We start from the raw sequence: 25401 nt of genomic DNA on the forward strand, positions 1-25401 counted from the left end.
ATGTTTGACACGGTGCTTGTGGCCAACCGGGGCGAGATCGCCGTACGGGTCATCCGTACCCTGCGCGCGCTCGGCGTGCGCTCGGTGGCCGTCTTCTCGGACGCGGACGCCGACGCCCGGCACGTCCGGGAGGCCGACACGGCCGTACGGATCGGACCGGCGCCCGCGTCCGAGAGCTATCTGTCGGTGGAGCGGCTGCTGGAGGCGGCGGCCAGGACCGGCGCCCAGGCGGTGCACCCGGGCTACGGCTTCCTCGCCGAGAACGCCGCCTTCGCGCGGGCCTGCGCGGAGGCCGGTCTCGTCTTCATCGGACCGCCGCCCGAGGCGATCTCCCTCATGGGCGACAAGATCCGCGCCAAGGAGACGGTGAAGGCGGCCGGGGTCCCGGTCGTCCCCGGCTCCTCGGGCAGCGGTCTGACGGACGCGGAGCTGATCGCGGCGGCCGGCGAGATCGGCGTGCCGGTGCTCCTGAAGCCGAGCGCGGGCGGCGGCGGCAAGGGCATGCGCCTGGTGCGGGACGCCTCGGTCCTGGCCGACGAGATCGCCGCCGCCCGGCGCGAGGCGCGGGCCTCCTTCGGCGACGACACCCTTCTCGTCGAGCGCTGGGTCGACCGGCCCCGGCACATCGAGATCCAGGTCCTGGCGGACGGGCACGGCCAGGTCGTGCACCTGGGCGAGCGCGAGTGCTCCCTCCAGCGCCGCCACCAGAAGATCATCGAGGAGGCGCCCAGCGTGCTCCTCGACCCCGCCACCCGGGCCGCGATGGGCGAGGCGGCCGTCCAGGCGGCCCGCTCCTGCGGCTACCGGGGCGCGGGCACGGTGGAGTTCATCGTCCCCGGCGGCGACCCGTCGTCGTACTACTTCATGGAGATGAACACCCGTCTCCAGGTGGAGCACCCGGTCACCGAACTCGTCACGGGCCTCGACCTCGTCGAGTGGCAGCTGCGGGTCGCCGCCGGCGAGCACCTGCCCTACGAACAGCAGGACATCACCCTGACCGGGCACGCGGTGGAGGCCCGCATCTGCGCCGAGGACCCGTCGCGCGGCTTCCTCCCCTCCGGCGGAACCGTGCTCGCCCTGAGCGAGCCGCAGGGCGACGGAGTGCGCACCGACTCGGGCCTGTCCGAGGGCACCGAGGTCGGCAGCCTCTACGACCCGATGCTCTCCAAGGTCATCGCGTACGGCCCCGACCGCCCGACGGCGCTGCGCCGGCTCAGGGCCGCTCTCGCCGAGACGGTCACGCTCGGGGTCCAGACGAACGCGGGCTTCCTGCGCCGTCTGCTCGCCCACCCGGACGTGGTGGCGGGCGATCTGGACACCGGCCTGGTCGAGCGGGAGGCAGCGGGGCTGGTCCCGGCGGAGGTGCCGGAGGAGGTGTACGAGGCGGCCGCGGCCGTCCGGCTCGCCGGGCTCGCCCCGGCGGGCGAGGGCTGGACCGACCCGTTCTCCGTGCCGAGCGGATGGCGGCTCGGCGGCACACCGAAGCCGGTGGGCTTCTCCCTGCGGGTCCTCGACCCCGTGGAGTACACCCCGCGCGGCACCCACACGGTCACCGCCGACCGGGTCGCGGTGACCCTCGACGGGGTGCGCCACACCTTCCACCGCGCCGCCGACTGGATCGGCCGCGACGGCGACGCCTGGCATGTGCGCGATCACGACCCGGTGGCCGCGTCGCTCACCGGCGCCGCGCACGCCGGTGCCGACTCGCTGACCGCGCCCATGCCGGGCACGGTGACCGTCGTGAAGGTCGCGGTCGGCGACGAGGTGACCGCCGGGCAGAGCCTGCTGGTGGTCGAGGCGATGAAGATGGAGCACGTCATCTCCGCGCCGCACGCCGGGACCGTCAGCGAGCTGGACGTCACACCGGGCACGACGGTCGCCATGGACCAGGTCCTGGCGGTCATCACCCCCGTGGAGGAGGCGGAGACGGCATGAGCACTTCCGAACTGGGCCTGCCGATGGCCGTACCGGCCCAGGCTGTACCCGTCCAAGACCTGCCCGCCCGGGTGCGGATCTACGAGGTCGGCGCGCGGGACGGGCTGCAGAACGAGAAGGCCACCGTGCCCACCGAGGTCAAGGCGGAGTTCATCCGGCGCCTCGCGGACTCGGGGCTGGCCACGATCGAGGCGACCAGCTTCGTCCACCCCAAGTGGGTTCCCCAACTGGCCGACGCGGAGCAGCTGTTCCCGCAGGTGGCCGACCTGCCGGTGGCGCTTCCGGTGCTGGTCCCGAACGAGCGCGGACTGGAGCGGGCGCTGGCGCTCGGCGCCCGGCACGTGGCCGTCTTCGCCAGCGCGACGGAGTCCTTCGCCAAGGCCAACCTCAACCGGACGGTCGACGAGGCGCTCGCCATGTTCGAACCGGTGGTGAACCGCGCCAAGGCCGCGAACCTCACGGTCCGCGGCTACATCTCGATGTGCTTCGGCGACCCCTGGGAGGGCCCGGTGCCGGTCCATCAGGTCGTCCGCGTCAGCAAGGCCCTGACGGACATGGGCTGTGACGAGCTGAGCCTCGGCGACACCATCGGCGTGGCGACGCCGGGCCATGTGCAGGCCCTGCTCGCCGAGCTGAACGAGGAGGGCGTGCCCACCAGCGCGCTCGGCGTGCACTTCCACGACACCTACGGCCAGGCGCTCTCCAACACCCTGGCCGCCCTCCAGCACGGCGTCAGCACCGTCGACGCCTCCGCGGGCGGCCTCGGCGGCTGCCCGTACGCGAAGTCCGCGACCGGCAACCTCGCCACCGAAGACCTCGTATGGATGCTCCAGGGCCTCGGTATCGACACCGGGGTCGACCTCGGCCGCCTCACCGCCACGAGCGTGTGGATGGCCGGACAACTGGGCCGACCCAGCCCGTCCCGCACCGTCAAAGCACTCGGTACAACGACTCAGTCCCACCAGGAGTGATCCGCATGTCCCTGGACCACCGCCTCTCCCCCGAACTCGAAGAACTCCGCCGTACGGTCGAGGAGTTCGCCCATGACGTCGTGGCGCCGAAGATCGGCGACTTCTACGAGCGGCACGAATTCCCGTACGAGATCGTGCGGGAGATGGGCCGCATGGGCCTGTTCGGGCTGCCGTTCCCGGAGGAGTACGGCGGCATGGGCGGCGACTATCTCGCCCTCGGCATCGCCCTGGAGGAGCTGGCCCGGGTCGACTCCTCCGTGGCCATCACTCTGGAGGCGGGCGTCTCGCTGGGCGCCATGCCCATCCACCTCTTCGGCACGGACGCCCAGAAGGCCGAGTGGCTGCCCCGTCTCTGCTCCGGCGAGATCCTCGGCGCCTTCGGCCTGACCGAGCCGGACGGCGGCTCGGACGCGGGCGCGACCCGTACGACGGCGCGCCTCGACCCCGAGACGAACGAGTGGGTCATCAACGGCAGCAAGTGCTTCATCACCAACTCCGGCACGGACATCACGGGCCTGGTGACGGTCACCGCGGTCACCGGCCGCAAGCCCGACGGCAAGCCGCTGATCTCCGCGATCATCGTCCCCTCGGGCACCCCGGGCTTCACGGTCGCCGCCCCGTACTCCAAGGTCGGCTGGAACGCCTCCGACACCCGTGAGCTGTCCTTCTCGGACGTGCGCGTCCCCGCGGCCAACCTGCTCGGCGAGGAGGGCCGCGGCTACGCGCAGTTCCTGCGCATCCTGGACGAGGGCCGCATCGCCATCGCGGCGCTGGCCACGGGTCTCGCGCAGGGCTGTGTCGACGAGTCGGTCAAGTACGCCAAGGAGCGGCACGCGTTCGGGCGCCCGATCGGCGCCAACCAGGCGATCCAGTTCAAGATCGCCGACATGGAGATGAAGGCCCACATGGCCCGCGTCGGCTGGCGCGACGCGGCGTCCCGCCTCGTGGCGGGCGAGCCCTTCAAGAAGGAGGCGGCCATCGCCAAGCTCTACTCCTCCACGATCGCCGTCGACAACGCCCGCGACGCCACCCAGGTCCACGGCGGCTACGGCTTCATGAACGAGTACCCGGTCGCCCGCATGTGGCGCGACTCCAAGATCCTGGAGATCGGCGAGGGCACGAGCGAGGTCCAGCGGATGCTGATCGCACGTGAGTTGGGGCTCACGGGCTGACCCTTCTCGCAGGAGCAGCACATCGCGGCCACCGCCGGGCACCGCCCGCCGGTGGCCGCGACGCGTCCGGCACCCGCCGGACGGGAGGGACGGCACGCCCGCCATGCCACCCGACGCCAGACGCGGCACGTCCGGCGTCCGGCGTCCGCCCAGCAGTGGCGCAACGCGTCCGACACCCGCCCGGCAGGAGGCGCGGCGCGCTCGCCGTCCGTCCGTCCGTCCGTCCGTCCGTCCGACGGTACGTACGGCCTGTCCGGAGGCGGTCGTTCGGCGGGGGACCGTGGTTGGTGGTTCTCCGGGATCCAAGATCCCTGACAAAATCGTCGACAATTCCGTCGACAGGTATTGCGCCGCCGCAGACGCCGGGCTACGTTCCTTCGCTGTACCGCCACTGCAAAGCCGGAGTCGCGGAAGGAGGCCGAAACCGGGGAGCGCGGTCGCGCGTCGGCGCCGTGCGGACGCCCGTGTGCGAGCGGAGCGCGAAGCGTCCGGGCCGAGTTGACCGACCGTCAAACCCATGCACCGCCGGCCCTGCTCGCACCTGATCCCGGGCGCTCGCTCCCTGCCGGTCCCCGACCCCCGTCCGGCGCAGAGACCGGGCGTTCACCGCACGTCGAGCCCGGAGTTGTCCACCGCAGCCCGCTCCCGGGCACCCGCTCGCACCGCCCCGCCCCACGGGCGCGGCCGACCCGATCCGAACCCTCCGGGCGCCCCCGCGCACCGCTTCCCCGCTCGCCGTACCGACCGCCGTCGCGGTCCGGTCCACGCTGCCCGGCGTGGCTTCGCCGTGCCCGCGGACGGTTGCGTCCGCATACCCGCCTCTCCGCACCCGCACCCGCACCCTCCGACGACCGAATGGAGACCGAGCATGGGCACGCTCCTCAGATGGCCCCGGTGGACATCAGCCACCTTCATGGCGACCCTCGCCGCCACCCTCGCGCTCGCGACCGGCGCGAGCGTGGCGCTCGCCAACGGCTCGGCCGACAGCACCCGGACGTCCGCCTCGGCGGTCGCCGCCGCGGCGGCAGGCGACACGACCTCCGGCATCGCACCGGCCCTGCCCTGCGCGGGTGTCGCGTCGCAGGACCTGGCCGCCGCCGTCCCGGGCGTGCCCTTCGAGATCACCTCGGCCACGGAGCTGGCGGCCTCCGCCAACACGCTCGGCAACTGGGCCGCCTGTGACGTGAAGGGCGTCATCGCCCCACAGATCCACTTCGAGATCAAGCTGCCCCAGACCGGCTGGCAGGCCGACTACCTCCAGGTCGGCTGCGGAGGCCTCTGCGGCAGCACGAGCGTGAACAGCGCCCCCGCGTCCGCCGGTTGCGTCCCGCTGACCAGCGGCGCGTTCGCCGTGGCCTCCAGCGACGAGGGCCACTACCAGGGCGGCGGACTCTTCTCCACCGACCCGACCCTGCGCGCGGACTTCGGCTACAAGTCCGACCACCTGCTCGCGCAGGCGGCCAAGGCGATCGTCAAGGTCTACTACGGGCGGTCCGCCACCCACTCCTACTTCGACGGCTGCTCACAGGGCGGCCACCAGGCGCTGACCGAGGCCCAGCGCTACCCGACCGACTTCGACGGCATCATCGCCGGCGCACCGGCCAACAACTTCACCGCGCTGAACACCTTCTCGCACGCCTGGACCGCCCAGTCCGTCTACGTCCGCGGCGGCCCGGCCACGATCACCAACGCCGACCTCGCGGACCTGCACAAGGCCGTCCTCAAGGGCTGTGACGCCCCCGCCGACGGGATCCTCGCCGACCCGCTGAGCTGCACCTGGGACCCGGCGGCCATCCGGTGCGCGGCCGGGCAGACCTCGACGTCCGCGGACTACTGCCTGACGGCGGACCAGGTCACGACGCTGCGCCGGATCTACGCCGGTCCCACGGACGAGAACGGCAGGCTGCTGTACCCGGGTTACCAGCTGCGCGGCTCCGAGCTGAACTGGGCCGGGATCATCACACCGGCCACGGCCACCGGCAACTCGGGCGACATCAGCTTCGTCCGCGAGACCCTCCGGTACCAGATCTTCGACAGCCCGCAGCCCACCCTGACGTACAAGGACGTCCAGTTCACCGCGGACTACTACAAGAAGGTCATGGCACTCGGCGAGGGCATGTACGACGCGACCGACCCCGACCTCACGGCCTTCAGGAAGGCCGGCGGGAAGCTGATCCTCTGGCACGGCCTGGGCGACCAGCACATCCCGGCCGTCGGCACGATGGCGTACTACCAGGCCGTGCAGAAGGCCATGGGCGGCGCCGCGGCGACCAGCGCCTTCGCCCGGCTGTTCCTGCTCCCGGGTGTCGCGCACTGCGGCGGCGGCCAGGGCCCGAACACCTTCGACGCGCTGACCGCGATGACCGACTGGGTCACCAAGGGCGAGGCCCCCGACAGCCTGACGACCAGGTCCGTCGACAGCGACGGCAGCACCACCGCCACGCGCCCCGTCTACCCCTTCCCGTACGTCGCGAAGAACACCACGGGCGGCCCGGACGAGGACGCGAGCAGCTACACGCCCGTGAAGTCCACCGCCGAGGCGGGCCTGAAGCTGACCTGGCTCGGTTCCTTCCGCTCCGGCTACGAGACCGTCGGCAACTGGGTCAAGGGCCACTGGGTGGTCACCGGGGGCAAGGCCTGACGGGCCGTCGCCTGCCCCAACCGATCATCAGAGGCGGGTGAGTTGAGGCGCTGCGGTTCCCGGTCCGAGCCGGGAACCGCAGCGTCGGCGCATCTCCGCAGACCAGAGGCGGTCCGCGATTTCGATCACGGCGCACCCCCACCCACTGGACAAGTAATGAGGTTAGGCTAACCTACCTTCGAACTTGTCCGGCGGGCGCTCCCGCCCCGTGCCGAAAGCAGCCACACTCATGCCCAACGCCCGTGCCACCCACCTCACCCGTCGCGGCATCCTCGCCGCGGGCGGCGCCCTCGGCCTCGGTGCCGTCCTCGCCGCCTGCGGCGACGACGACGCCTCGAAAAACGGTGGCTCGGACTCGACGAAGGCCGCCGAGAAGTCCGGCCCGTGGACGTTCAAGGACGACCGCGGCACGACGGTGAAGCTGGACAGGACCCCGGCGAACATCGTCGCCTTCACCGGTGTCGCCGCCGCACTGTTCGACTACGGCATCGAGGTCAAGGGCGTGTTCGGCCCGACCAGGACCAAGGACGGCAAGGCCGATGTCCAGGCCGGCGACATGGACATCAGCAAGCTCACGATCCTCGGCAACGAGTGGGGCCAGTTCAACATCGAGAAGTACGCGGGCCTCGCTCCCGACGTCCTGGTCTCGACGATGTTCGACGACGCGGGCACCCTCTGGTACGTCCCCGAGGAGTCCAAGGACAAGATCCTCAAGCTGGCCCCGAGCGTCGGCGTCTCCGTCTTCGACATCCAGATGCCCAAGCCCCTCCAGCGGATGCTCGAACTGGCCGAGTCCCTCGGTGCCGACGTGAAGTCCGCGAAGATCGTCGAGGCGAAGAAGAAGTTCGAGACCGCCGCCGAGCGGCTGCGCAAGGCCGCCAAGGCCCGCCCGGAGATCAAGGTCCTCGCCGGCAGCGCGAGCCAGGACATCTTCTATGTCTCCGGCTCCAACTTCTCCATCGACCTGGAGTACTTCAAGGCGCTCGGCGTGAACATCGTCGAGCCCTCCGCCAAGGCCCTGAAGGCCAGCGGTGGCTGGTTCGAGAACCTGAGCTGGGAGAACGTCGACAAGTACGCGGCCGACGTCATCATCATGGACGACCGCTCCTCGACCATCCAGCCGGCCGACATCACCGAGGCCACCTGGAAGAAGCTGCCCGCCGTCAAGGCCGGCCAGGTCATCGCCCGGACGCCCGAGCCGATCCTGTCGTACGACAAGTGCACCCCGATCCTCGACAACCTCGCCGAGGCCATCGAGAACGCGAAGAAGGTCGCCTGACACCCCCTCCGTGACCGCCTGACGATGACTCAGGAGCACTAATGACGACGGCCGTAGCCGCCCCGTTCCGTTTCTTCTCCCTCCGGGTCGTACGGACGAGGCGGCTCGGCCCGTCTCTGGTCCGGGTGACCTTCGCGGGGTCCGATCTGCGCGCGTTCCACTCCGACGGACGCGACCAGTCCCTGTCCCTCTTCCTGCCGCACCCCGGCCAGGGCGAACCGGCCGTGCCGGTCGAACTGGGCGACGGCTGGTGGCAGGGCTGGCGTGAACTGCCCGACGACGTACGGGCGGTGATGCGCTCGTACACCCTGCGCTCCCTGCGCCGCGACCCCGACGAGATCGACATCGACTTCGCGCTGCACGGCATGGAGCCGGGCGCGGCCGTCCCCGCGGGGCCCGCCTCGCGCTGGGCGTCCGCTGCGCGGGCCGGTGACCGTGTCGTGCTGCTCGGCCCGGCCGTCGAGGACAACCGGGCCATCCGCTTCCGGCCGCCCGCGGACACCGACCTCGTCGTCCTGTGGGGCGACGAGACGGCCGTCCCGGCGGTCTCCGCGATCCTCGAATCGCTCCCGGCGGGCCTGCGCGTCCGGGCCTGGCTGGAGGTCCATCACCCCGGCGACATCCAGGATCTGGCGACCGCGGCCGACGCCGAGATCACCTGGCTCGTACGGGACGAGCACGGCGCCGGGGGCGCCCCGTCGGCCCTCGACGCCCTGCGGGCCGCTCAACTCCCGCCCACCGAGGCCCCGTACGCCTGGATCGCGGGCGAGTCCGGCCGCGTGAAGGAACTGCGCCGCCATCTCGTGCGCGAGCGCGGCATCGACCGCAGGCGGGTCACCTTCGTGGGCTACTGGCGGCAGGGGCTGAGCGAGGAGCAACTGCGGGAGCAGGGCGAGTAGTTCGCGGGACCGAGGCACTCCCTCCGGCGCTCCGGAACGAGGCGTACGTCACGAAAGACGGGGGCAGGGCGAAGCACGTGATCTTAGGTTAGGCTAACCTAAGTCGAACCTCGCGACTCCGGCCTTTCTCCTGTCCCGCTCGGACTCTCCCCCGCACGGAGGACCCCCACATGCGCTCGCACCTGCTCAACGACACCACCGCGGACCGGTACCGCCGCTCCGTGACCGAAGGCGTCGAGCGGGTGGCTGCCAAACTCGCCACCACCGAACGCCCGTTCACGGGTGTCACGGTCGACGACCTCGCCCCCCGCATCGACGGCATCGACCTCGACCGGCCCCTGCACGACACCACGGCCGTCCTCGACGAGCTGGAAGAGGTCTACCTCCGGGACGCGATCTACTTCCACCACCCGCGCTACCTCGCCCACCTCAACTGCCCGGTCGTCATCCCGGCCGTGCTCGGCGAGGCCGTCCTCTCCGCCGTCAACTCCTCCCTGGACACCTGGGACCAGTCGGCCGGCGGCACCCTGATCGAGCGCAAGCTCATCGACTGGACGAACGAGCGCGTGGGCTTCGGACCCTCCGCCGACGGCGTGTTCACCAGCGGCGGCAGTCAGTCCAACCTCCAGGCGCTGCTGCTGGCACGCGAGGAGGCCAAAACCGACCACCTCGCCGACCTGCGCATCTTCGCCTCCGAGGTCAGCCACTTCAGCGTCAGGAAGTCGGCCAAACTCCTCGGCCTGAGCGCCGACGCCGTCATCTCGATCCCCGTCGACCACGACAAGCGCCTGCAGACCGTCGCCCTCGCCCGTGAACTGGAGCGCTGCGAGCAGGACGGCCTCTTCCCCATGGCCGTCGTCGCCACCGCGGGCACCACCGACTTCGGCTCCATCGACCCGTTGCCCGAGATCGCGGAACTGTGCTCCCAGTTCGGCGCCTGGATGCACGTGGACGCGGCCTACGGCTGCGGACTGCTCGCCTCGCTGAAGAACCGGAACCGCATCGACGGCATCGAGCGGGCCGACTCCGTCACGGTCGACTACCACAAGTCCTTCTTCCAGCCCGTGAGTTCCTCGGCCCTGCTGGTCCGGGACGCCTCGACGCTGCGCCACGCCACCTACCACGCGGAGTACCTCAACCCGCGCCGCATGGTCGAGGAGCGCATCCCCAACCAGGTCGACAAGTCCCTCCAGACCACCCGGCGCTTCGACGCGCTGAAGCTGTGGATGACGCTGCGGGTGATGGGCGCCGACGGCATCGGTGAACTCTTCGACGAGGTCTGCGACCTGGCCGCGGAGGGCTGGAAACTGCTCGCCGCCGACCCGCGCTTCGACGTCGTCGTGCAGCCCTCGCTCTCCACCCTCGTCTTCCGCCACATCCCGGCCGCCGACACCGACCCGGCCGAGATCGACCGCGCCAACCTGTATGCCCGCAAGGCCCTGTTCGCCTCCGGTGACGCCGTCGTCGCGGGCACCAAGGTCAACGGACGCCACTACCTGAAGTTCACGTTGCTCAACCCCGAGACCACGACGGACGACATCGCCGCCGTCCTCGATCTGATCGCCGGCCACGCCGAGCAGTACCTGGGAGAGTCCCTTGACCGCGCTTGCTGAATCCACGAACAAGACCTACGACTTCGTGGGAATCGGGCTCGGGCCCTTCAACCTCGGCCTCGCCTGTCTGACCGAGCCGATCGCCGAACTGGACGGCGTCTTCCTGGAGACGAAGCCGCACTTCGAGTGGCACTCCGGAATGTTCCTGGAAGGCGCGCACCTCCAGACCCCGTTCATGTCGGACCTGGTCACCCTCGCCGACCCGACGTCCCCGTACTCCTTCCTCAACTACCTGAAGGAATCCGGCCGTCTCTACTCGTTCTACATCCGCGAGAACTTCTACCCGCTGCGTGTCGAGTACGACGACTACTGCCGCTGGGCCGCGTCGAAGCTGAGCAGCGTCCGCTTCGGCACGACGGTCGCGCGGGTGACGTACGAGGACGAGGTGTACGTCGTGCGGACGGAGGCCGGCGAGGTGTTCCGCGCCCGGCACCTGGTCCTCGGCACCGGCACCTCGCCCCACATCCCGGACGCCTGCGCGGACCTCGGCGGCGACTTCATCCACAACTCCCGCTACCTGCAGCACAAGCAGGAGCTGCAGGCCAAGGAGTCGATCACCCTCGTCGGCAGCGGCCAGTCCGCCGCGGAGATCTTCTACGACCTGCTCGGCGAGATCGACGTCCACGGCTACCGGCTGAACTGGGTCACCCGCTCGCCGCGCTTCTTCCCCCTCGAGTACACGAAGCTGACTCTGGAGATGACCTCCCCGGAGTACATCGACTACTTCCACGCGCTGCCCGAACCGACCCGCTACCGCCTCCAGTCGGGGCAGAAGGGTCTGTTCAAGGGCATCGACGGCGATCTGATCAACGAGATCTTCGACCTGCTCTACCAGAAGAACCTCGGCGGCCCGGTCCCCGCCCGGCTCCTCACCAACTCCGCGCTGGAGTCGGTGCGTCACGAGGGGGACACGTACACCCTCGGCCTGCGTCAGCAGGAGCAGGGCAAGGACTACGAGCTGAGCTCGGCGGGCCTGATCCTGGCCACCGGCTACCGGTACGCCGAGCCCGAGTTCCTCGCACCGGTCCGCGACCGGCTGCGCTACGACGACCAGGGCAACTTCGACGTGGCCCGCAACTACGCCATCGACACCACCGGGCACGGGATCTTCCTGCAGAACGCGGGCGTCCACACCCACTCGATCACCTCGCCGGACCTCGGCATGGGCCCGTACCGCAACGCGTACATCATCCGCGAGCTGCTCGGCACCGAGTACTACCCGGTCGAGAAGACCATCGCGTTCCAGGAGTTCTCCGTATGACCACCGCCACCTCGACCGCCATCGGCACCTTCGCCGTCCGCCCCCTCGACCCCGTCGAGGACGCCCCCACGCTGCACGGATGGGTGACGCATCCCAAGGCCGCCTTCTGGATGATGCAGGAGGCGAAACTGCACGACGTGGAGCGCGAGTACATGGCCATCGCGGCCAGTGACCATCACGACGCCTTCCTCGGACTGCTGGACGGTGAGCCCGTCTTCCTGATGGAGCGCTACGACCCCCGGTACGTCGAACTCGTCGGCCTGTACGAGCCGGAGCCGGGCGACGTCGGCATGCACTTCCTGGTCGCGCCGAGCGACACCCCCGTGCACGGATTCACCCGGGCCGTGATCACCGCGGTGATGGAGCGCCTCTTCGCCGACCCGGCGACCGAGCGGGTCGTCGTCGAACCCGATGTGGGCAACACGGCCGTGCACGCCCTCAACGAGGCCGTCGGCTTCGTGCCCGAGCGGGAGATCCAGAAGCCGGAGAAGAAGGCGCTGCTGAGCTTCTGCACCCGCGAGCAGTTCGCGAAGGCGGTGGCGGCATGACCCTCGCCGACAGCGTCGCCCACCTCTCCCCCGAGCGCTGGGCACTCGCCAACCGCCTCCTCGTCCGCAAGGCGCTCGCCGAGTTCGCCCACGAGCGGCTGATCACCCCGGAGAGTCTGCCGGACGGTCGCTACGAGGTCCGCGGCGACGACGGGCTGACGCGCTACCGCTTCACCGCCGTGCGGCGCTCCCTCGACCACTGGCAGGTGGCCGCCGATTCGATCACCCGGCACCGTGACGGGAACGAACTCCCGCTGTCCGCGCTGGACTTCTTCATCGAGCTGAAGAAGTCGCTCGGCCTGAGCGACGAGGTTCTGCCGGTCTACCTGGAGGAGATCTCCTCCACGCTCTCCGGCACCTGCTTCAAACTGACCAAGCCGCGGATCCCGGTCCGCGAGCTGGCCGGCGCCGGGTTCCAGGCCATCGAGACCGGCATGACCGAGGGCCACCCCTGCTTCGTCGCCAACAACGGGCGGCTCGGCTTCGGGGTGCACGAGTACCTCGCCTACGCGCCCGAGACCGCGAGCCCCATCCGGCTGGTCTGGCTGGCGGCGCACCGCTCGCGGGCCGCCTTCACGGCCGGGGTCGGCGTCGCGTACGAGTCCTTCGTGCGGGACGAGCTGGGCACGGAGACGGTCGACCGGTTCGCCCGGACGCTCTCCGAGCAGGGTCTCGACCCCGAGGACTACCTGCTCATCCCCGTCCACCCCTGGCAGTGGTGGAACAAGCTGTCCGTGACCTTCGCCGCCGAGGTGGCCGAGCGGCGCCTGGTCTGCCTCGGCGAGGGCGACGACGAGTACCTCGCGCAGCAGTCGATCCGGACGTTCTTCAACACGACCAGCCCCGAGAAGCACTATGTGAAGACGGCGCTGAGCGTCCTCAACATGGGCTTCATGCGCGGTCTTTCCGCCGCGTACATGGAGGCGACCCCGGCCATCAACGACTGGCTGGCCCAGCTCGTCGAGAACGACCCGGTGCTGAAGTCCACCGGTCTGTCGATCATCCGTGAGCGGGCGGCCGTCGGCTACCGGCACCTGGAGTACGAGGCGGCCACCGACCGCTACTCCCCGTACCGCAAGATGCTCGCCGCGCTGTGGCGCGAGAGTCCGGTCCCCTCGCTCCAGGACGGCGAGACCCTGGCGACGATGGCGTCCCTCGTCCATGTCGACCACGAGGGCGCCTCGTTCGCGGGAGCGCTGATCGAGCGGTCGGGGCAGACGCCGGTCGAGTGGCTGCGCGACTATCTGCGCGCCTACCTCACCCCGCTCCTGCACAGCTTCTACGCGTACGACCTCGTCTACATGCCGCACGGCGAGAACGTCATCCTCGTCCTCAAGGACGGCGCGGTGCGGCGGGCGGTCTACAAGGACATCGCCGAGGAGATCGCGGTCATGGACCCGCAGGCGGTGCTGCCGCCCGCGGTCGAGCGGATCCGGGTCGAGGTCCCCGAGGACACGAAGCTGCTGTCCATCTTCACGGACGTCTTCGACTGCTTCTTCCGCTTCCTGGCCGCCCAGTTGGCGGACGAGGGCATCCTCGGCGAGGAGGAGTTCTGGCGGACGGTCGCCGAGTCGGTGCGCGCGTACCAGGAGGCGACTCCCGAACTCGAGGACAAGTTCCGTCAGTACGACATGTTCGCGCCCGAGTTCGCGCTGTCCTGCCTCAACCGGCTGCAGCTGCGCGACAACCGGCAGATGGTGGACCTGGCGGACCCGTCGGGAGCGCTCCAGCTGATCGGCACGCTGAAGAACCCGATCGCCGGGTTCTGAGCACCGGGTTCCGGGGAGGTGCGGACACGCCCCCGGAGCCCCCCAGGACGGGCGGGCGCCCCGGAGACGGTCCTCCGGGGCGCCCGTCGGCAGGTCCGGCTAGCTCGCGGGCCAGGGGACCTGGGGCGAGCGGTAGTAGCCGATCCCCAGGGCGTCCCAGCGCGGTCCCTGGGCGGCGAGCCGCACCTTGTAGGTGTCCCAGTCGTGCGTGGACGCGGGCGACCAGCCGAGTTCGGCGGCCCCGGGCAGCCTCGGGAAGGCCATGACGTCGATGTCGGCGGAGGTCACGATCGTCTCCGTCCACAGCGGCGCCTCGACGCCCCTGACGGCCGACGCGGGCACTCCCGGAAGGTAGGCGCCCGGGTCCCAGTCGTAGGCCCGGCGCACCTCCACGAGCCCGGCCCAGTCCTGGCCGAGCGGGGTGTCGGCGGTGTACTTCATGTCGAGGTACAGCCGGTCGGCGGGCGACAGCACGAGCCCGGTCCCGTTCCGCGCGGCCCGGGCGACCTGCGCCTTCTCCTCGGCACCGGTGTCGTCGAGGCCCCAGTACTGCGCGATGGCGCCCTTCGCCGGGGTGGTCCCGGTCAGCTGGTGCCAGCCGATCACCTTCTTGCCGTACTTGGCGACGACGGGCTGCACCTTGTCCATGAAGGTCACGTAGTCGGCGTGGCTGGTGGAGTGGGCCTCGTCGCCACCGATGTGGAGGTATTCACCCGGGGTGATCGCGGCCAGCTCGCGGATCACGTCGTCCACGAAGTCGTACGTCAGCGGCTTGTTCACGCACAGCGAGGAGAAGCCGACCTCGGTGCCGGTGTAGAGCGGCGGGGCGACGCCGTCGCAGTTCAGCTCGGCGTACGAGGCGAGGGCGGCGTTGGTGTGTCCGGGCATGTCGATCTCCGGGACGACCTCCAGATAGCGCGAGGCGGCGTACCGGACGATCTCCCGGTAGTCGGCCTTGGTGTAGAACCCGCCCTGTCCGCCGCCGACCTGGGTGGAGCCGCCGTGGGCCGTCAGCCGCGGCCAGGCGTCGACGGCGATGCGCCAGCCCTGGTCGTCGCTCAGGTGCAGATGCAGCTTGTTGACCTTGTAGAGCGCCAGTTCGTCGATGTAGTGCTTGACCTGGGGGACGGTGAAGAAGTGCCGGGAGACGTCGAGCATGGCGCCGCGGTAGCCGTAGCGCGGGGTGTCCGTGATGGTGCCGCCGGCGATCAGCCACGGCCCCGGCTGCACGGACTTCTTCTCGACGGCGGCGGGCAGCAGCTGACGCAGGGTCTGGACGCCGTGGAAGAGGCCCGCGGGGCGTCCGGCCGTGATGGTGACGCCCGACCGGCCGCTGTCGAGGCGGTAGCCCTCGGTGCCCAGTCCCTTGCCGCCGAGCCGGAGCCGGATCGCTCCCCCGCCCCGCGAGGTGACGGGAAGCCGGTAGCCGGTGGAGGGCCGCAGGATGTCCGCGAGGTACGCGCCGACCGTGCGGGCCTCGCGCGAGTCGTCGACGCGGATGCGGGTGTCACCGGTGATGCGGTACGGGGACCCGCCCGGGTCGACCGAGGCGGGGGCCGGAACGACGCGGCCCAGCGGAGTGACGGTCGCGGCGGGCGGTGCCGCGCCGACGAGGGAGATACCGGCTGCCGCCACGAGCAGCAGCGTACCGAGAAGGCGGGGCGTTCTGTGGTGCTGTCTCACATGCGCTCCCTTCGGTGGCCGGCGGAGGCCCGCGGCCTGCCCTTGGCCATGCCCTTCGCCGTGCCCTTCGAATTGGTCGAGACCACTCTCCCGCAGACGCGGTGAAACAATCCCTCTCATGGCGGAAATCATCCAGCGGGACGGCACGTGGATCTTCGACGGCGACGCTCTGCGACTGACCCCCGGGCGGGACAAGAACGTCGGCCTGCTGCGCAAGGCACTGGGTGAACTGACCGTGCCTCTCGGCGCGTTGGCGAGTGTCTCGCTGGAGCAGGGCAGGAAGGCCGGGCGGCTCAGGCTCCGGCTGCGCGACGGCGCCGATCCGCTGCTCCAGGCGACGGGCGGCAGGCTCGCGGAGCCGAACGACCCGTACCAGCTCACGGTGGAGGCCGACCGTTTCGGTGTCGCCGAGTACTTCGTGGACGAGGTGCGGAGCGCGCTCCTTCTCGACCAGGTGCCGTCCGACCCGGTCGACGGCTTCCTGCTCCCCGGTCCGGCGGTGCCGCTGTCCGCCTCCGCCGGTGACGGCACGGCGAGCTTCGACGGCGAGCGCGTACGCCTGGAGTGGAACTGGAAGACGGAGGACGCGAAGTCGGCGGCGGGCGCCCGCACGCTCGCCCTCGGCGACATCACGGCCGTCGAGTGGCATCCGGCGGCCGGCCTGGAGAACGGCTGTCTGCGCTTCGTCGTGCGCGGCGCCGAGACCAAGGCGCCGGCGAAGTACGACCCCAACTCCGTGGAGCTGTGGGGCTTCAAGAAGGACCCACTGATGGCGCTGGTCGCGGCGGCCGTGCAGGCGCGGCTGCCGCATCCGGCCGCGGCGGTGGAGGACCGGCCGCCGGCCGAGGAGCCGGCCCGGGCGGCGGTCCCGGGGCCGTCGTCCGAGGCCGACCACGACGCCCTGCTGCGCAGGCTGCGCGAACTCGGCGAGCTGCACAGAGAAGGTGTCCTGACCGACGAGGAGTTCACCCTGGCCAAGCAGGCGGTCCTCAAGCGCCTGTAGGAACGGGCGCGTTCGAGGACCGCCGCTCGGGGGAGCCGGCCGCCGGCCAGGGAGGCGGTACGCCCCGCCTTCCGGGCGTACCGCGGAGCCGGGACCTACTTGGCCCGGCGCGCCACCGTGAAGTGGTCGACCTCTTCACCGGTCTCGGCGATGCCGCGGACCTTCAGCGTGGCCAGGCGGCCCTTCGGGGCCGGGGTGACGTCGACGCGCAGGAACGAGTAGTCGAGGTAGCGCACGCGCGACCAGGTGACCGTCTCGTTCTGCCTGCCGTCCTTGAGGTTGACGAAGGAGGCGACGGACTCGACCTCGTTCTCGTGGCCCTCGTAGGACTGCGGGGCGCTGAACGCGTAGAGGCTGCGGCCGGCCGCGCCCGCCGTCACGTAGACGACGCCGTCGGTCTCGGGGTACGCCGTGCCGCCGATCGGCAGCTTCTTGGTGACCGCGTTGTTCTTGATGACGTCGGTGCGCTCGTACTGGTGGTTGTGGCCGTTGATCACCAGGTCGACGGTGTACTTCTCGAACAGCGGCACCCACTCCTGTCGCACGCCCCCCTCCGAGGCGTGCGCCGTGGAGGTGCAGTACGCGCAGTGGTGGAAGAAGACGACGATGAAGTCGACGTCCTTCGAGGCGCGGTACTTCTTGAGCTGGGTCTCCAGCCAGGTCGTCTGGGTGCCGCCGGAGATGCCGAGGTTGGCCGGAATCTCGAAGGAGATGTCGTTGGCGTCCAGCGAGATGACCGCCGTGTTTCCGTGGACGAAGGAGTAGACGCCGGGCAGGCTGGCCTTGTCGGGGCCGTTGTCCGGCAGCGTCCAGCGGGCTTCCTCGCCGCCGTAGCCGTTGGGCGAGTACCAGGCCTCCATGTCGTGGTTGCCGTACGCCGGCATCCACGGCACCTGCTTGGCGACGGTCTCGGTCTGGGCGAGGAACTGGTCCCAGATGCGCGAGTCGAAGCCGGTGTCGGCGGTCTTGCCCTGGCCGGCCGGGTCCGCGTACGCGATGTCGCCGGCGTGCAGGTGGAAGGCGGGGTTCTGGGCGAGCAGCAGGGCGTCGTTGGCGAGGCCGTGGTAGCCGACACCCTCGTCGCCGAAGGCGGTGAAGGTGAACGGCTCGGCGCGCGAGGGCGCCGTGGTGAACGTGCCGAGCGTGCCCAGGAGATGGGGCGCGGCGGGGTCGAAGCCCGCGTGGCCGACGCCGTAGTAGTAGGTCCTGCCGGGGCGCAGGTGGGTGAGCTTGGCGTGCAGGTAGTACTGGGTGTGGTCGCCGCTCGCGCCCACGCCGGCCGGGGTGTACAGGGTGCGGACCTCGGCGTCGATCTTGCGGGAGAGGTCCCAGGGGTGGGCGCCGATGCGGATGTAGGGCTTGGCGACCGCGGCCGGCACCTGCCAGGAGACGGTCATCTCGGTGCGCGGGTCGTTGCCGAAGGCGAGGTGGCGGCCGAAGGGGGCGACGAGGGCGCCGTCGACCTTCTCCGCCGAGGCCGGGGCGGAGGTCCGCCGCGCCGGGAGGGCGGCCTGTGCGACGCCGGGCACGAAGGCGCCGCCGGCGACGGCACCGATGGTCACGGCGCCGCCTCTGATCATGTTGCGCCGCGAGAACGTGGCGCGGAGGTACTCGTGCTGCTCGGCCATGCTCATCTTCTCGGCGAGCCGCTCGGGTACGCCCATGCGTGGAGTGTCCATGGCTCCAGAAGTTGCTCCGGGCAATCGACGCGCGGCAAGACACCGGATGGACAGCTTGCAAACAGCGACCCATAAGAGATTCAACACGCACGTGCCCGATATCGGGCAGGATTCTTGCGAATCGCCTTCCGGTACCCCAGGATCAACGGGTGCACGACGAACTTGTTGATCATTTGATGCGGTCTACCCCCCTGAACCGGGGCGAGGCGCTGCGAGTGGTCCAGGACGTGCTCGCCTACTTCGACGAGACGACCGAGGAGTACGTCCGTCGCCGCCACCGCGAACTCCAGGCCCAGGGCCTGGTGAACGCGTCGATCTTCGAACGGATCGAGGCGGACCTGAAATACCGCGCGGTCGCACCGCCGGAGCTCTCGCTCAGGCAGCTGCGCCGCATCGTCTACGGCTGAGGAACCTTACGTATATGTGCGGAATCGTCGGATACATCGGCAGGCGTGACGTGGCACCGCTGCTCCTCGAAGGCCTTCAGCGCCTGGAGTACCGCGGCTACGACTCGGCGGGCATAGTGGTGACGTCCCCGAAGTCGGCCGGCCTGAAGATGGTCAAGGCCAAGGGCCGGGTCCGGGACCTGGAGGCCAAGGTCCCCAAGCGCTTCGCCGGCACCACCGGCATCGCGCACACCCGCTGGGCCACGCACGGCGCCCCCTCCGACGTGAACGCGCACCCCCACATGTCCGGCGACAACAAGGTCGCGGTCGTCCACAACGGCATCATCGACAACGCCTCCGACCTGCGGAAGAAGCTCGAGGCCGACGGCGTCGAGTTCCTCTCCGAGACCGACACCGAGGTCCTCACCCACCTCGTCGCCCGCTCCCAGCAGGAGAAGCTGGAGGACAAGGTCCGCGAGGCGCTGCGCGTCATAGAGGGCACCTACGGCATCGCGGTCATGCACGCCGACTTCCCCGACCGCATCGTGGTGGCGCGAAACGGCTCCCCCGTCGTGCTCGGCATCGGCGAGAAGGAGATGTTCGTCGCCTCGGACATCGCCGCGCTCGTCACCCACACCCGCCAGATAGTCACGCTGGACGACGGCGAGATGGCCACGCTCAAGGCCGACGACTTCCGGACGTACACCACCGAGGGCACCCGTACGACGTCCGAGCCGACCACCGTGGAGTGGGAGGCGGCGTCGTACGACATGGGCGGCCACGACACGTACATGCACAAGGAGATCCACGAGCAGGTCGAGGCCGTGGACCGCGTGCTGCGCGGCCGCATCGACGACCGGTTCTCGACGGTCCACCTCGGTGGCCTGAACCTGGACGCCCGCGAGGCGCGCGCCGTGCGCCGCGTGAAGATCCTCGGCTGCGGCACCTCGTACCACGCGGGCATGATCGGCGCCCAGATGATCGAGGAGCTGGCCCGCATCCCCGCGGACGCCGAGCCGGCCTCCGAGTTCCGCTACCGCAACGCGGTCGTCGACCCCGACACCCTGTACATCGCCGTCTCCCAGTCCGGTGAGACGTACGACGTCCTCGCCGCCGTGCAGGAGCTCAAGCGCAAGGGCGCGCGGGTCCTCGGCGTGGTCAACGTCGTCGGTTCGGCGATCGCCCGTGAGGCGGACGGCGGCATGTACGTCCACGCGGGCCCCGAGGTCTGCGTCGTCTCGACGAAGTGCTTCACCAACACCACCGTCGCCTTCGCGCTGCTCGCCCTGCACCTCGGCCGCACCCGCGACCTGTCGGTCCGCGACGGCAAGCGGATCATCGAGGGCCTGCGCAAGCTCCCCGCCCAGATCGCCGAGATCCTGGAGCAGGAGGACGAGATCAAGAAGCTGGCCGCGCAGTACGCCGAGGCCCGCTCGATGCTCTTCATCGGCCGTGTCCGGGGCTACCCGGTGGCCCGTGAGGCCTCCCTGAAGCTGAAGGAGGTCTCGTACATCCACGCCGAGGCCTACCCGGCCTCGGAGCTCAAGCACGGGCCGCTGGCGCTCATCGAGCCCGCGCTGCCCACGGTCGCGATCGTCCCCGACGACGACCTGCTGGAGAAGAACCGCGCCGCCCTCGAGGAGATCAAGGCCCGCAGCGGCCAGATTCTCGCGGTCGCGCACCAGCACCAGGAGAAGGCCGACCAGACGATCGTCGTCCCGAAGAACGAGGACGAGCTGGACCCGATCCTGATGGGCATCCCGCTCCAGCTCCTCGCCTACCACACGGCGTTGGCGCTCGGCCGGGACATCGACAAGCCGCGCAACCTGGCCAAGTCGGTCACCGTCGAGTAGCAGCCCGTCCGGCAAGTCCCTTGCCACTGAACGGACATGAACGATCCCCGTGCGCGCCACCCGCGCACGGGGATCGTTCGTGAAGGGCCGGAGCCGCCCAATACTCCGGCCCGCGCCGATGTCAGCCGGTGGCCGTCACTCCCCGGCCGGCGGCGCGTCGTGGAAGTGCCGTGGGCCAGTGGGCGAGAGCCGCCGTCGCCGCGTACCAGGCGACCGCGCCCGCCGCGACGGCGAACCAGCCGCCCGCCTTGGCGAGTTCGGCGTTGTCCGCGAACCGGCCGATGGCGAGGAGCAGCAGGGAGACGAAGAACAGCCCGTAGGTGCCCTGGCCGAGCAGGTCGCCACCCGCGAGGGCGAGCGACAGGACGACGAGCGCGAAGAGCAGCAGGAAGAGTCCCGCCGCGTTGTCGGAGACCTGGCCACCGGCCGAGACGGCCCAGGTGAACCAGAGGGCGCCGAGACCCGTGAAGGCCGTACCGGTGGCCGGGTCACGGTCGCGGAACGCGAGCAGTCCGGCGACGAACAGCGCAACGCCGCCTACGTAGTGGGCCAGTGATACGGCGTCGGCCGCCGTCACGCCGTCGATCAGGTCGGTGTACCCGAGGCCGAAGGCCAGCAGGGTGACGCCGAGCGCGAGTCGGCCGACGATCGTGGTGGTGCTTCCCGCAGAGACGTCGTTGTCCACGGCGGGCTCCCTTCATGCTGTGCGGTCGTCCTGTGTCGTACCGGTCGCCGCTGAAGGACCGGCGTCCCGTATATGCCCTTCACAAAGGCACAAACACCTCTACGCGCGGGTAGGTTCACTCACCGCACACAGAAGGCCGTCCGTTCCAGGGGCTCGTCCCACCGGGGACGGGCGCGCGCTACGGAATGACGACGACAGGGCGCTTGGCGCGCTTGGCCAGCCGGCCCGCGACCGAGCCGAAGATGCGCCCGACGATGCCGTGCGTGGAGCCGACGACGATCGCGTCCGCCTCGTACTCCCGGCCCACCTCTTCGAGTTCGTGGCAGATGTCACCGCCGCGCTCGACCAGGATCCAGGGCACCTCGGAGAGGTATTCGGCGCAGGCGAGCTCCAGCCCCAGCACCTCGGTGCGGTGGTCGGGAACGTCGACGAAGACCGGCGGCTCACAGCCCGCCCACACCGTGGTGGGCAACCGGTTGGCCACATGGACGATGATCAGGCCCGAGCCGGAGCGGTGGGCCATCCCGATCGCGTAGGCGAGGGCACGCTCGCTGGACGTCGAACCGTCGAAACCGACGACGACGCCGTGCTTGAAGGCGGGATCGCAGGGCTGGCGGGGTTCTTCCGCCGCCAGGGGCTCGGCCGCCGTGGGATCGGCGAGCGGGCGCTTGCGGTCCGCGTTATCGAAGAATTCGTGACCGGCCATGGGTGTCTCGGCGTTTGGATCCTCGTGGTGGGGACGACAACGATCGGCAGAGCTGTGTCTGGGAAACATCTTCCCAACCCCATACCCCCAAGGGTACGGCGGCACTCCTCCTCTGCCCAGATCCTGCGCGCCTTGTACGGCGTTCCAGGGAGCATGCACGAGAGGGCGCCCGTAACGCAATGGTTGCTGCCCCGTACAGGCGGTTTGCACAGGGTTCAACCAGCGGCCGGACTTCCATCGCCGTACGGGGTCCCGCGCGCCTCTTCCGGACAGACCCACCACCGGCCGGGCAGTGACCGGCCGGTCGAACACGCGTTGAACCGGTCGCGGCCACCGCCATGGAGAGCATGGAGAACACCGGAGCACCAGGGAGCAGCACGTGAGTACCAGGGAGCAGCACGTGCCCGGACCCGACAACGCCCCCCGTTCCACCGCTCCCTCGGCCTCCCCCGCCGCCCCCGCGACGCCCCCGTCCGGATCGCGCCCCGGATCGCGTCCCCCGGCACCGCCGGCGACGGACACGGTGAGCGATGTGGTCCGCTGGGCGGCGTTCAGCTGTGTCCTGGTCCCGGTGGTCCTCCTCTGGTACGGCACCTCGCTCGCCGGCGCGGCCGGCACGGCCCTCGGTCTCGCGGCCGTGACCGGGGCCTGCCTGGTCCTGCTGCGCCGGTCCGAGCGGGGCGCGGCGCTCCTGGCCGAGGAGCAGCGGGACGCGTCCCGCCCGCGCGTGCGGCAGCGGGCGCCGCAGCAGCGCGGACGGCACGGGAGGACCGGCCAGGGAGCCGCCCGGCGCGGGAGTGGAGCGGGAGCGGGGGCGGGGGCCGACCCACGCGGCGCAAGCGGCGCGGGAGTTCACCGTGGCGGTCGGCACAGTACGGGGAACAAGCCGGTCGACTGACCGGTTTGCGCGCACGCTTACGCTTCTTTTCAGCCAACTTCTGGATGTGGCGCATCCCTTGCTCGAACGACCCCCCAACCCCCGTTCCACCTGCACTGAAAGGGGTACGGAGGGCGCGCACACCCTACGTGGATTGGCCACTGCCACGAGGCGCACTTCCCTGCACGGCCCACGAGTGCAACGCTTCGTGATCGAATGCTTCACGCCAAGTTGCCATGTCGACATTCTGCGGAGTACCGAACTGGTCACCTTGGCGCCACGGGACACAGTAGATTCGATCTTGTCTTACGGCGGGGGACTCGTGCAGGACCGAGGGGAAACGTGCAGGAGCGACACAACCGAGGAGCCGCGACCACCGAGGGGGGCTTAGCAGGATGAGCCACGACTCCACTGCCGCGCCGGAAGCCGCGGCCCGGAAGCTGTCCGGGCGACGCCGCAAGGAGATCGTCGCGGTGCTGCTGTTCAGCGGCGGCCCCATTTTCGAGAGTTCCATACCGTTGTCGGTGTTCGGGATTGACCGCCAGGACGCCGGCGTGCCGCGCTACCGCCTTTTGGTGTGTGCCGGCGAGGAAGGCCCGCTGCGGACCACAGGGGGCCTGGAACTCACCGCACCACACGGCCTGGAAGCGATCTCCAGGGCAGGCACGGTCGTCGTGCCCGCCTGGCGGTCGATCACCTCGCCACCACCGGAGGAGGCGCTCGACGCACTGCGCCGTGCCCATGAGGAAGGCGCCCGCATAGTCGGGCTGTGCACCGGCGCCTTCGTGCTCGCCGCGGCCGGCTTACTGGACGGCCGTCCGGCGACCACCCACTGGATGTACGCGCCGACGCTGGCCAAACGCTATCCGTCGGTGCACGTCGACCCCCGCGAGCTCTTCGTGGACGACGGCGACGTCCTGACATCGGCGGGTACGGCGGCCGGAATCGATCTCTGTCTCCACATCGTGCGGACGGACCACGGCAACGAGGCGGCCGGCGCTCTCGCCCGGCGCCTGGTGGTCCCGCCGCGGCGCAGCGGAGGCCAGGAGCGCTATCTCGACCGGTCGCTGCCGGAGGAGATCGGCGCCGACCCCCTCGCGGAGGTCGTCGCCTGGGCGCTGGAGCATCTCCACGAGCAGTTCGACGTCGAGACACTGGCGGCTCGCGCCTACATGAGCCGCCGCACCTTCGACCGCCGGTTCCGCTCGCTCACCGGAAGCGCTCCCCTGCAGTGGCTGATCACTCAGCGCGTCCTGCAGGCGCAACGCCTCCTGGAGACCTCCGACTACTCGGTCGACGAGGTCGCGGGCCGCTGCGGCTTCCGTTCGCCGGTGGCGCTGCGGGGTCACTTCCGGCGTCAGCTGGGTTCGTCCCCGGCGGCGTACCGGGCGGCGTACCGCGCCCGCAGGCCACAGGCCGACCGCTCCTCGGAGCCGGACGGACCGACGGGCCACGCCGGACCGCCACCGTCGGTGCACCACGAGCACCCGGGCCCGGTCCCGATGCAGACCCGCCGCACCGCGGCGGCGTCGCTCTCCGCGGAGGCGATGCGGGAGCGCCCGGAGCTGTACGCCGCGGGCAGGCTCGGCCTGCCCGGGCAGCGCAGCGCGCCGTAGCAGGGCGACAGGAAGACGCGCGGGGCCCGCACCTTCGGGTGCGGGCCTCTTCGCACGTGGGCCCGGCCCCGGCGCGATCCGCCGACCCGGCGGGCGCACGGGCGGGTCCACCCGACCGGGGCGGGCCGTAGGGTGAGACACATGAACGATCGCATGGTGTGGATCGACTGCGAGATGACCGGACTCTCGCTGTCGGATGACGCGCTCATCGAAGTGGCCGCACTGGTCACCGACTCGGAGCTGAACGTGCTCGGCGAAGGTGTGGACATCGTGATCCGCCCGCCGGACGCGGCCCTGGAGACGATGCCGGACGTGGTGCGCCAGATGCACACGGCCTCCGGTCTCCTGGAGGAGCTCGCCGGGGGTACGACCCTGGCGGACGCCGAGGAGCAGGTCCTCTCCTACGTACGTGAGCACGTCAAGGAGCCGGGCAAGGCCCCGCTGTGCGGGAACTCCGTCGGCACGGACCGCGGCTTCCTGCTGCGCGACATGGCGACGCTCGAGGACTATCTCCACTACCGCATCGTGGACGTCTCCTCCGTCAAGGAGCTGGCCCGCCGCTGGTACCCGCGGGCCTACTTCAACAGTCCGGAGAAGAACGGCAACCACCGCGCGCTGGCCGACATCCGCGAGTCCATCGCCGAACTCCGCTACTACCGCGAGGCGATCTTCGTCCCGCAGCCCGGCCCCGACTCGGACACCGCACGCACCATCGCGGCGAAGCACGTCCTGCCCGCCGAATAGGCCTTTCACGGGGCCCTGGTGGGCCCCGGAAAAAGGCGTGCGCGAGCACCCCTTCAGACCCTGTACACTTTTTCTCGGCCG

General features: G+C 70.5%; 20 protein-coding genes. 16 read left to right on the plus strand and 4 right to left on the minus strand.

What is annotated here, in order from left to right:
* From OG788_RS18150 to OG788_RS18195, 10 genes are all read left to right on the plus strand, one after another.
* Entirely contained in the window at nucleotides 1-1935 is a 1935-nt protein-coding gene (locus tag OG788_RS18150) for an acetyl/propionyl/methylcrotonyl-CoA carboxylase subunit alpha (RefSeq protein ID WP_406372045.1), read from the plus strand.
* Nucleotides 1932-2906, plus strand: coding sequence for a hydroxymethylglutaryl-CoA lyase (locus OG788_RS18155; protein ID WP_406372047.1), 975 nt, complete (start codon nucleotides 1932-1934; stop codon nucleotides 2904-2906). The genes OG788_RS18150 and OG788_RS18155 overlap by 4 nt, the downstream gene beginning before the upstream one ends.
* A gap of 11 nt (nucleotides 2907-2917) precedes the next feature.
* Nucleotides 2918-4078, plus strand: coding sequence for an acyl-CoA dehydrogenase family protein (locus tag OG788_RS18160; RefSeq protein WP_406376784.1), 1161 nt, complete (start codon nucleotides 2918-2920; stop codon nucleotides 4076-4078).
* An 868-nt stretch (nucleotides 4079-4946) separates the two neighbouring features.
* Nucleotides 4947-6719: a tannase/feruloyl esterase family alpha/beta hydrolase gene (locus OG788_RS18165; protein ID WP_406372049.1), complete on the plus strand. Its 1773-nt coding sequence runs from the start codon at nucleotides 4947-4949 to the stop codon at nucleotides 6717-6719.
* 229 nt (nucleotides 6720-6948) lie between these two features.
* Nucleotides 6949-7998, plus strand: a complete 1050-nt coding sequence (locus OG788_RS18170; protein WP_406372051.1) for an ABC transporter substrate-binding protein — start codon at nucleotides 6949-6951, stop codon at nucleotides 7996-7998.
* Between the two features lie 41 nt (nucleotides 7999-8039).
* Nucleotides 8040-8897 carry a siderophore-interacting protein gene (locus OG788_RS18175; protein WP_406372053.1) on the plus strand — a complete coding sequence of 286 codons (858 nt, stop codon included), beginning with the start codon at nucleotides 8040-8042 and terminating at the stop codon, nucleotides 8895-8897.
* A 170-nt stretch (nucleotides 8898-9067) separates the two neighbouring features.
* Entirely contained in the window at nucleotides 9068-10510 is a 1443-nt protein-coding gene (gene desA / locus OG788_RS18180) for a lysine decarboxylase DesA (protein WP_406372055.1), read from the plus strand.
* Nucleotides 10494-11771, plus strand: a complete 1278-nt coding sequence (locus OG788_RS18185) for a lysine N(6)-hydroxylase/L-ornithine N(5)-oxygenase family protein (RefSeq protein WP_406372057.1) — start codon at nucleotides 10494-10496, stop codon at nucleotides 11769-11771. The genes desA and OG788_RS18185 overlap by 17 nt, the downstream gene beginning before the upstream one ends.
* On the plus strand, nucleotides 11768-12319 hold the full coding sequence (locus tag OG788_RS18190; RefSeq protein ID WP_406372059.1) for a GNAT family N-acetyltransferase: 552 nt from the start codon (nucleotides 11768-11770) through the stop codon (nucleotides 12317-12319). Before OG788_RS18185 ends, OG788_RS18190 begins: the two co-directional genes overlap by 4 nt.
* Complete coding sequence (locus OG788_RS18195; protein WP_406372061.1) at nucleotides 12316-14088, plus strand: IucA/IucC family protein; 1773 nt, start codon at nucleotides 12316-12318, stop codon at nucleotides 14086-14088. Before OG788_RS18190 ends, OG788_RS18195 begins: the two co-directional genes overlap by 4 nt.
* A 99-nt stretch (nucleotides 14089-14187) precedes the next feature.
* Here the strand turns inward: OG788_RS18195 and OG788_RS18200 are convergent, their stop codons facing one another.
* Nucleotides 14188-15771, minus strand: a complete 1584-nt coding sequence (locus tag OG788_RS18200; RefSeq protein ID WP_406372063.1) for a beta-N-acetylhexosaminidase — start codon at nucleotides 15769-15771, stop codon at nucleotides 14188-14190.
* A 118-nt stretch (nucleotides 15772-15889) separates the two neighbouring features.
* Here OG788_RS18200 and OG788_RS18205 point away from each other — a divergent pair, with 118 nt between their 5' ends.
* A complete protein-coding gene (locus tag OG788_RS18205) occupies nucleotides 15890-16774 on the plus strand; it encodes a DUF4429 domain-containing protein (protein ID WP_406372065.1) in 885 nt (294 codons plus the stop codon).
* A gap of 95 nt (nucleotides 16775-16869) precedes the next feature.
* Here OG788_RS18205 and OG788_RS18210 read toward each other — a convergent pair whose 3' ends face one another.
* Nucleotides 16870-18438, minus strand: coding sequence for a purple acid phosphatase family protein (locus OG788_RS18210; protein WP_406372067.1), 1569 nt, complete (start codon nucleotides 18436-18438; stop codon nucleotides 16870-16872).
* A gap of 164 nt (nucleotides 18439-18602) precedes the next feature.
* On the opposite strand from OG788_RS18210, the gene OG788_RS18215 reads away from it, so the two are divergent.
* Both OG788_RS18215 and glmS read left to right on the plus strand, forming a co-directional pair.
* Nucleotides 18603-18860: a hypothetical protein gene (locus OG788_RS18215; RefSeq protein WP_351542069.1), complete on the plus strand. Its 258-nt coding sequence runs from the start codon at nucleotides 18603-18605 to the stop codon at nucleotides 18858-18860.
* Nucleotides 18861-18874: 14 nt separating this feature from the next.
* Nucleotides 18875-20692 (plus strand): glutamine--fructose-6-phosphate transaminase (isomerizing), encoded by a 1818-nt coding sequence (gene glmS / locus OG788_RS18220; protein WP_351542068.1) that lies wholly within the window; start codon nucleotides 18875-18877, stop codon nucleotides 20690-20692.
* A 121-nt stretch (nucleotides 20693-20813) separates the two neighbouring features.
* Here glmS and OG788_RS18225 read toward each other — a convergent pair whose 3' ends face one another.
* Both OG788_RS18225 and OG788_RS18230 read right to left on the minus strand, forming a co-directional pair.
* The gene (locus OG788_RS18225) at nucleotides 20814-21377 is read right to left on the minus strand and encodes a GPR1/FUN34/YaaH family transporter (RefSeq protein WP_406372069.1); all 564 of its coding nucleotides are present in this window, start codon (nucleotides 21375-21377) and stop codon (nucleotides 20814-20816) included.
* 178 nt (nucleotides 21378-21555) lie between these two features.
* Nucleotides 21556-22083 (minus strand): universal stress protein, encoded by a 528-nt coding sequence (locus OG788_RS18230; RefSeq protein ID WP_266759060.1) that lies wholly within the window; start codon nucleotides 22081-22083, stop codon nucleotides 21556-21558.
* 523 nt (nucleotides 22084-22606) lie between these two features.
* Here OG788_RS18230 and OG788_RS18235 point away from each other — a divergent pair.
* The 3 genes from OG788_RS18235 to orn all read left to right on the plus strand — a co-directional run bounded on the left by OG788_RS18235 (nucleotide 22607) and on the right by orn (nucleotide 25320).
* Nucleotides 22607-22981, plus strand: coding sequence for a hypothetical protein (locus OG788_RS18235; RefSeq protein ID WP_406376785.1), 375 nt, complete (start codon nucleotides 22607-22609; stop codon nucleotides 22979-22981).
* A 374-nt stretch (nucleotides 22982-23355) separates the two neighbouring features.
* Entirely contained in the window at nucleotides 23356-24576 is a 1221-nt protein-coding gene (locus tag OG788_RS18240; protein ID WP_406372070.1) for a helix-turn-helix domain-containing protein, read from the plus strand.
* A 141-nt stretch (nucleotides 24577-24717) separates the two neighbouring features.
* Entirely contained in the window at nucleotides 24718-25320 is a 603-nt protein-coding gene (orn, locus tag OG788_RS18245) for an oligoribonuclease (RefSeq protein ID WP_406372072.1), read from the plus strand.
* The last annotated feature ends 81 nt before the right edge of the window (nucleotides 25321-25401 follow it).

It is taken from the genome of Streptomyces sp. NBC_00647, assembly GCF_045207245.1.
Lineage (GTDB): Bacteria > Actinomycetota > Actinomycetes > Streptomycetales > Streptomycetaceae > Streptomyces.